8 protein-coding genes and 1 pseudogene are annotated in these 6,909 nt (G+C 59.9%); 7 read left to right on the top strand and 2 right to left on the bottom strand.

Going from position 1 to position 6,909, the window contains the following annotated elements; translation table 11 throughout:
- Nucleotides 1–1,440 (top strand): annotated as a pseudogene (locus MUM_RS01000000132685) (IS3 family transposase); the annotation flags it as partial.
- Between the two features lie 344 nt (nucleotides 1,441–1,784).
- On the opposite strand, the gene MUM_RS0124935 reads toward MUM_RS01000000132685, so the two are convergent.
- Nucleotides 1,785–2,306 carry a DUF3087 family protein gene (locus MUM_RS0124935; protein ID WP_010175324.1) on the bottom strand — a complete coding sequence of 174 codons (522 nt, stop codon included), beginning with the start codon at nucleotides 2,304–2,306 and terminating at the stop codon, nucleotides 1,785–1,787.
- Nucleotides 2,307–2,458: 152 nt separating this feature from the next.
- On the opposite strand from MUM_RS0124935, the gene MUM_RS1000000134640 reads away from it, so the two are divergent.
- Entirely contained in the window at nucleotides 2,459–2,632 is a 174-nt protein-coding gene (locus MUM_RS1000000134640; RefSeq protein WP_010175322.1) for a hypothetical protein, read from the top strand.
- A 22-nt stretch (nucleotides 2,633–2,654) separates the two neighbouring features.
- Nucleotides 2,655–2,849: a DUF6021 family protein gene (locus tag MUM_RS0124925; RefSeq protein ID WP_010175321.1), complete on the top strand. Its 195-nt coding sequence runs from the start codon at nucleotides 2,655–2,657 to the stop codon at nucleotides 2,847–2,849.
- A gap of 31 nt (nucleotides 2,850–2,880) precedes the next feature.
- Here MUM_RS0124925 and MUM_RS0124920 read toward each other — a convergent pair whose 3' ends face one another.
- Entirely contained in the window at nucleotides 2,881–3,126 is a 246-nt protein-coding gene (locus tag MUM_RS0124920) for a DUF6555 family protein (protein ID WP_010175320.1), read from the bottom strand.
- Nucleotides 3,127–3,284: 158 nt separating this feature from the next.
- Here MUM_RS0124920 and MUM_RS0124915 point away from each other — a divergent pair, with 158 nt between their 5' ends.
- The 4 genes from MUM_RS0124915 (at nucleotide 3,285) to MUM_RS0124900 (ending at nucleotide 6,909) form a co-directional block, all read left to right on the top strand.
- Nucleotides 3,285–4,115, top strand: a complete 831-nt coding sequence (locus tag MUM_RS0124915) for an arylamine N-acetyltransferase family protein (protein ID WP_010175319.1) — start codon at nucleotides 3,285–3,287, stop codon at nucleotides 4,113–4,115.
- A gap of 124 nt (nucleotides 4,116–4,239) precedes the next feature.
- On the top strand, nucleotides 4,240–4,992 hold the full coding sequence (locus MUM_RS0124910) for an outer membrane beta-barrel protein (protein WP_010175317.1): 753 nt from the start codon (nucleotides 4,240–4,242) through the stop codon (nucleotides 4,990–4,992).
- Between the two features lie 142 nt (nucleotides 4,993–5,134).
- On the top strand, nucleotides 5,135–5,503 hold the full coding sequence (locus MUM_RS0124905; RefSeq protein WP_010175315.1) for a c-type cytochrome: 369 nt from the start codon (nucleotides 5,135–5,137) through the stop codon (nucleotides 5,501–5,503).
- Between the two features lie 77 nt (nucleotides 5,504–5,580).
- Entirely contained in the window at nucleotides 5,581–6,909 is a 1,329-nt protein-coding gene (locus tag MUM_RS0124900) for a D-arabinono-1,4-lactone oxidase (RefSeq protein ID WP_169389324.1), read from the top strand.

Here is a 6,909-nt window from a genome sequence, read left to right as displayed (position 1 = left end):
TCCATTATTGGCGCAAACAAGCTGCTGCCAGAGGAACGCAATTGTCCGACGCTAAACAACCCGCCGAAAATTGGTCAGCCGAATCCAAACTGGCGGTCATCATAGAGACAGGTTCGCTGTCGGAACTGGAGATCGGTGAATATTGCCGAAGGAAAGGTATTTTTCCCGAGCAGATTACCGATTGGCGTAATGCGTTTATCGCCAGTAGCACCCAAAAACCAGCTGCGAAAACGGCGAGTTCAGGGCAGTCACGGGATGATAAAAAAAGGATCCGTGAGCTTGAGCGCGAACTACGCCGCAAGGATGCGGCGCTGGCCGAGACGGCGGCGTTACTGGTGCTGAGAAAAAAGCTCAATGCCTACTGGGGGAGCGACGACGAGGACAACTGACCTTGTTGCCAGAACGGTATTTACTCGTTGGTTGGCTCAATGAAGCCATCCTGGCGGGCGCCCGCAGGGCGCCTGCTTGTCATGAGGTAGACCTTTCACTGAGGACACTGCAACGCTGGAATTTGCCGGAAGAAATCTTGGCGGATGGGCGCACGACGACGCTCAGGCGGATGCCGAACAACGCACTCAGTGAGCTTGAACGGCAAAGTATCGTGACGCTGTGCAACAGCAAAACCTATGCGCATCTGCCGCCGAGCCAAATCGTGCCACAGCTGGCTGACGAGGGGCGTTACATGGCCTCGGAGGCGACATTTTATCGCGTACTGCACGCGGCAGGTCAGCAGCAACATCGCTCGCGTGCCAAGCGGCCGCATCGTCATGAGGCGCCCACGACTTATGCGGCGACCGCCGCCAATCAATGTGGTCATGGGACATCACTTACTTGCCGTCACCGGTTCGCGGAAAGTTTTACTACCTCTATCTGATCGAGGATATCTACAGCCGGAAGGCGGTGGGTTGGGAAGTTTACGAAGCAGAAAGCGGTGAAAAAGCAGCCGCGTTGCTGCAACGAAGCGTGACTCAGGAAAAGTGCTGGCTCCAGCCGTTGGTGCTTCACTCGGACAACGGTGCGCCGATGAAATCGTTAACGCTACTAACCAAGATGTACGACTTGGGCATCACGCCGTCTCGCGGTAGACCACGGGTCAGTAACGACAACCCGTACTCGGAATCGTTGTTCAGAACGCTGAAATACTGCCCGCAGTGGCCGCAGGACGGGTTTTCCAGCCTGGATGAGGCGCGTATCTGGGTAAGGAATTTTATGACCTGGTACAACACCGTGCACCGTCATAGTCGGATCCGCTTCGTGACACCCGCTCAACGTCACGAAGGGAAAGACCGGGAAATCTTGGCTCGCCGAGAGGCGGTATACAGGCAAGCCAGAGAGAGAAGACCGGAAAGATGGTCAGGTGAGACACGCAACTGGAACCCTATCGGGACGGTGTATCTGAACCCTGAAAGGGAGCTGACAGTGGTAATAAAAGCCGCGTAGTACGACGGTGAACGCGACAACTACCTTGAAAAACGCCGGTAGGCCGCTGTGCTGTTGATCTGCTTTTGATCTTGATCTTAGGCGCCCCGTTAAACCACGTGGCCGAACGCAGGTAGTACGGAGCGGGTAAACCGGCAGGACGCCGGTTTAGCCGCGACGGGGCAGGGACGCCCCGTCGCGGCGGCCCGCGGAGTAGTACCGGAGAGAGGGCACACCGAGCCTAAGCGAGGTGCCGAGTGGTGGGGCAAGAGCCTTTTGGTTACTTTTGGGCTCCTTTCAAAAGTGACCCGCTGTAAGAGCGGAACCCATATCCGCCATCACCGAAAAAACGGATATCCCCCCAATCAGCGAGCCTTCACCGCCTCAACCCACCCCGGATCCAACCGCGTCTGGTCAGGTTCAATCCCCAACCCCCGCATCCTCTCCAGGTGCTCATCAACCTCGCGCACCAACTGCGCCTGAGCGCTCGAGTTGGCGTCCAGTTCGTGCATCTGCATCAACCCAAGGTGATAAAACCGCAGCAATTTGATCGCCACCGGATCATTCGCTTTCACCCGGTCAGTCACCTTGTGCATCACATTCGTCACACTCATCAAACTGCGCTTGAGCTGCCAGCCATACACCGCCGGCGCCAGCCAGGCCTGGTTCCAGAATGGCCCCCGCACCAGCGCCAGTGTGATCAATACCCCGGCAAACACCCCGCCCACATTAAAGCGAAAGTTATCGCCCCCAGGCGTACCAAACACCATCACCGCCAGGCTGGACAGCCCCATCGCCAGCGCCACGAACAGCACCGCGACTATCAGCGTGCTGCGTCGCGTCTGCTGGCGAAAAACAATCGGGTCGCACGGTTTAAGCTCAAACATCCGGGTGCAGTCTCCATGGGCTGAGTAGGGGTATAACGCCGGCCGGCATCTTCTCATGGTTCGCCCGTCGGAGTGACGGTAATCCGGTTGAACGATGGCCCACCGCGTTTTCTCTAAACCTCGTAGGCAATCGACCCCAAGTGAGGTGAACCATGACCCGGTACCAGCAACAGCCGCCCGGCACACCCAACCCCGACCGCACGCCCGGCGAAGAGGAGCGCGACAACGACGCCCTGCGCCCCAACGACCCTGCTGAGCGCGAGCACAACGAGGAGCGGGTCGAGGAAGACCTGGAAAACCTGCACGACAAGGCCCGCCCGCTGTAACCGGCGCGCGAAGGAGGCAGTGATGAGTAACAGTAAGAGTGGCCCGCATTCATCGGAGCATTCCAGCGGCAAGGACGAATTGGGTTTCGATCCCGATTCCCCCGATGTTTCAGACCCGCAGGTCGACCCGGTAGGCCCTGCGATTGCCCCGTTGGACAAGCCGGAAAAAACCGGCAAGAAGCCGGCCTATGATCCCCTGGGGGATCTGAAGCAGTGAAACAAGCCCCGCCGTTGAGCGGGGCTTTTCTTCAGCCAAGCCGTTTCGGGGCTGTCCATGTCACCTCGGTGATGCCAAATTTCTCCGCCCAGGGCCGAGTGGTCTTTTTCACCCGCTCATGACCCGGTCGGCCAATGCGCCCCACATGGGCAATGTCGGCGTCAACGGCCGCCCAATGCCAGGCTTCGGCGTTGTTCATGATCTCGGCACGCACCACAAAGGTTTTCGGTTCGCCGTGTAGCAAGTAGTGGATGGTGTAGATCGTCGCGGTACTCATGATGCCTCCCTGTCTTGTAGTGAATGGATATGAAACCGTTCAGAAAGGTTCAGAAAGTTTCTGCATCACAGGGCTTGTGTTTGATTCAAATCACAATTGGCAAACAACCGCCTTCGGGGTATTAGTGATGTCTTTGCCACCCACGCCAGGATTGCATCATGCCAGAGCTGACCCACAGCCTTTTGTACCTGCAACGTTTGGGCTACGACACGCCGCCACCGCCGACCCTGCAAACCCTGCAGGATTTGCAGTTGCGCCACGTCAGCACCTTCGCGTTTGAAAGCCTGTCGACCCTGCTGCATGCCCCGGTGCCGATCGACTTGCCGAGCGTCGAGCAGAAAGTCCTGTTCGACGGGCGGGGTGGTTATTGCTACGAGCTAAACCAGATGTTCCTGGCCTTGCTGCAGGAGTTGGGCTTCGACGCGCGGGGCATTACCGGCCGCGTGGTAATGGGCGGCCCGCCGGATGCACTCACGGCGCGCACCCATCGGCTGAGCCTGGTGACGCTGGACGGTGTGCGTTACATCAGCGATGTCGGCTTTGGTGGCATGGTGCCTACCAGCCCGCTGCAACTGGACACCGACGCCACCCAGGCCACCGCCCATGAACCCTATCGCCTGAGCCTGAACGAAGGCAGTTACACCCTGTGGGCGCATGTCGCCGGTGAGTGGCGCGGCTTGTACGTGTTCGACCTGCAGGTGCAGTCACGTTTCGACTACGAAATCGGTAACTGGTACGTCTCCACCCACCCCGATTCGCCATTCCTCGGCCAGTTGAAAGTCGCACTAATTGGCCCGGGATTTCGTCGCACGTTGAACAACGGCCAGTACGCGATTCACTACCTGGACCGGGCCAGTGAAAAGCGTGCAATCGAGGACGTGGATGAGCTGCTGGGCCTGTTGCAAGCCAGCTTTGGCATTCGGCTGCCGGAGCATCCACAGTTGCGGCCGATTCTCGAGCGTTTGCTGGCTCCCGTCCAAGAGGCTTGATATAGAGCCTTCGCTGAACCGTTTTACCTCGAAAAAAGGTGCAAATTAATTCGAACCTTTCGCCAAAGCGAGGGTTCGAACCGTTTCCTGAATAATTTGCCACCTACAATGGAGACGTAAAACGATGTCCAAACTATTCGGAAAAATCCTCAAGAATTCCTCGGTCCTGGCCCTGATCGCTGCACCGGGTGTGGTGTTCGCGGCGGCGCCGACTGACCCGATTTCCACCTTCGGGATCCTTGGCAGCTACAACGACTTCAAGCTGGAAGGCGGTAGCGAAAGCGACAAGGACCACATGCCTGAAGCCGGTCTGTTCTACAACTTCGGCAACAAGCTGACGGCCGAGTCGGGCTTTATCTATCAGGCCGGTATCGAAGCCAAGTACGGCGAAAAGAGCGACAACAAGCTCAAGGAAGGCCAGGCCGACCTCGACCTCGGCTGGCGCGCCGCGCTGGATGCGCGCAACTTCGTCGACGTGCTGGTGGGCGGCGGCTACAGCTGGACCCGCTACGAGCCGGACTCGGGCGACTACGACATGAAGCTCACCAACAAATCGCCGTTCGCCAAGGCTGCACTGGGTTACAACCACCAGTTCGATGACATGACCATGCGCGTTGAGCTGGGTGCCCGCCGTACCATTGATGGCCGCGCCAAGCTCAAGGTCGACGGCATCGGCAGCGACACCGTGGACCTCAAGGACCGCACCAACCCGTACGCCGAAGTCAGCCTGTTGATGAACCAGAAAGGCGACCTGCCGGTGATGGCGGGCCTGTACTACACCCGCACCGAGTACAAACTCGACGGCGACTCCTACGTGGCCGACAACACCAAGCTCAAGCGTGACGAGTATGGGTTCAAGGTCGGTATAGCGTTCTAACACCTGTTGCGCGGGTGGGGGGCCAACCCCCACCTTTGACTGTCCGCCCAAGCCCCCCTTTCTGTCCCCCAATACCCTCAACGCCGCGCCCTGGCTGCCTTAGTGTGGATCACGCTTTCACACAATAAGAGAGAGGGTGGCTATGCGGGCAATCAACCCCCGTCGCATCAGTCTGCTGCTGGCCGTGACCTGCCTGCTGACAGCCTGCGGCGACAAACCGAAACATCCCCCCGAACGCGCCACGGCGGCCAATGCCATGCCCGGCGACGCAGCCCTGGCCCAGGTCTACGACACCAGTTGCAAGCTGTGCCACGCCAACCCGGCCTCCGGCGCGCCGTTGACCGGTGACGGCCCGGCCTGGAGCCCGCGCATCGCCCAGGGCCCGGACACCCTGCTGGACCACACCATCAACGGTTACAACGGCATGCCACCCATGGGCCTGTGCGTGCAGTGCTCCGAAGAGCAATTCCTCGGGCTGATCAGTTTTATGTCGGGTCAACACATCCAATAAGCATAACGGGGTAGGCGATGGGGCTTTCACGGCGAGAATTATTGCAACGCGGCGCGGTAGCCGGCGCGTTCATGGCATTGACCAGTAACCCGGTGCTGGCCCAACTGGCCCGGGCACCACGGCTGATTCCCTGGCGCAACTGGTCGGGGGCGCAAACCTGCCTGCCCCTGGCGCGGCTGGCACCGAAGACCCTCGACGAACTGGTGCAGGTCATCGGCCAGGCACCGGGAAAAGTGCGGCCGGTGGGCTCGGGCCATTCGTTCAGTGCCCTGGTGCCCACCGACGGCACGCTGCTGTCCCTGAGCTATTTCAACGGCCTGCTGGAGCATGACCCGCACACCTTGCAGGCGACCTTCGCCGCCGGCACACCGATGTCGCGCATGGGCCAGGCCTTGAAAGACGTCGGCCAGGCGCTGCCGAACATGGCGGATATCGATTACCAGACCTTGGCCGGGGCGATCTCCACCTCTACCCATGGCACCGGCGTGGGCTTCACCTCTTATTCCGGTTGCGTCACCGGCCTGCAACTGGTGACGGCCCAGGGCGAGGTTCTGGACTGTGACGCCCACCATCACCCTGAAGTGTTCAGCGCCGCCCGGGTATCCCTCGGCGCCCTCGGCGTGGCCACCCGGGTACGTTTGCAAAACCGCACGCCGTACCGCCTGCGGGAGCGCCAGTGGATCGCCAAGACCGAAGAATTGCTGGAAGACGTAGGGAAAAACACCCGGGAAAACCAGCACTGGGAAATGCTCGTGGTGACCCATTCCGACTACGCGCTGTCCATCGCCCTGAATGAAACCACCGACCCCGAAACCCCGCCCATCGACCCGGCCGAGGCGGGCGGCAACGAGTTTGTGTCGATCATCGAAAAGCTCGACAAGTACGGCAGTGATTTCCCCGACGCCCGGCGCACCTTGCTCAACAGCCTGCGGTTTTTCGCCAGCTTCGAAGACCGCGTCGCCGAGTCGTACCAGGTGTACGCCAACGTGCGCAATGTGCGCTTCAACGAGATGGAATATTCGGTGCCCGCCGAACACGGCCCGGCCTGCCTGCGGGAAATCCTCAAGTTGATCAACGACAAGGACCTGCGTACCTGGTTTCCCATCGAGTACCGCTACGTCAAGGCCGACGACATTCCGCTGAGCATGTTCGAGGGCCGCGACAGCTGTTCGATCTCCGTGCACCAGCACTACACCATGGACCACCACAACTTCTTCGCCGCCGTGGAACCGATCTTCTGGAAATACGCCGGCCGCCCGCACTGGGGCAAGTTGCACACCCTCAATGCGCGCACCTTGCAGCCGTTGTACCCGCGCTGGGAAGAGTTCACCCGGGTGCGCCGCGAGCTGGACCCCAGCGGTAAATTCCTTAATGCGCACCTGTCATCGATTCTGGGAGTGGCCTGA

The organism is Pseudomonas sp. PAMC 25886 (assembly GCF_000242655.1).
Lineage (GTDB): Bacteria > Pseudomonadota > Gammaproteobacteria > Pseudomonadales > Pseudomonadaceae > Aquipseudomonas.
This window is presented reverse-complemented; position numbering and strand designations above follow the sequence as displayed.

What these genes read in the sequence shown, in the direction of transcription:
- MUM_RS0124935 (WP_010175324.1), bottom strand. Translation starts at nt 2,306, where the DNA reads ATGTTTGAGCTTAAACCGTGCGACCCGATTGTTTTTCGCCAGCAGACG.
- MUM_RS1000000134640 (WP_010175322.1), top strand. Translation starts at nt 2,459, where the DNA reads ATGACCCGGTACCAGCAACAGCCGCCCGGCACACCCAACCCCGACCGC.
- MUM_RS0124925 (WP_010175321.1), top strand. Translation starts at nt 2,655, where the DNA reads ATGAGTAACAGTAAGAGTGGCCCGCATTCATCGGAGCATTCCAGCGGC.
- MUM_RS0124920 (WP_010175320.1), bottom strand. Translation starts at nt 3,126, where the DNA reads ATGAGTACCGCGACGATCTACACCATCCACTACTTGCTACACGGCGAA.
- MUM_RS0124915 (WP_010175319.1), top strand. Translation starts at nt 3,285, where the DNA reads ATGCCAGAGCTGACCCACAGCCTTTTGTACCTGCAACGTTTGGGCTAC.
- MUM_RS0124910 (WP_010175317.1), top strand. Translation starts at nt 4,240, where the DNA reads ATGTCCAAACTATTCGGAAAAATCCTCAAGAATTCCTCGGTCCTGGCC.
- MUM_RS0124905 (WP_010175315.1), top strand. Translation starts at nt 5,135, where the DNA reads ATGCGGGCAATCAACCCCCGTCGCATCAGTCTGCTGCTGGCCGTGACC.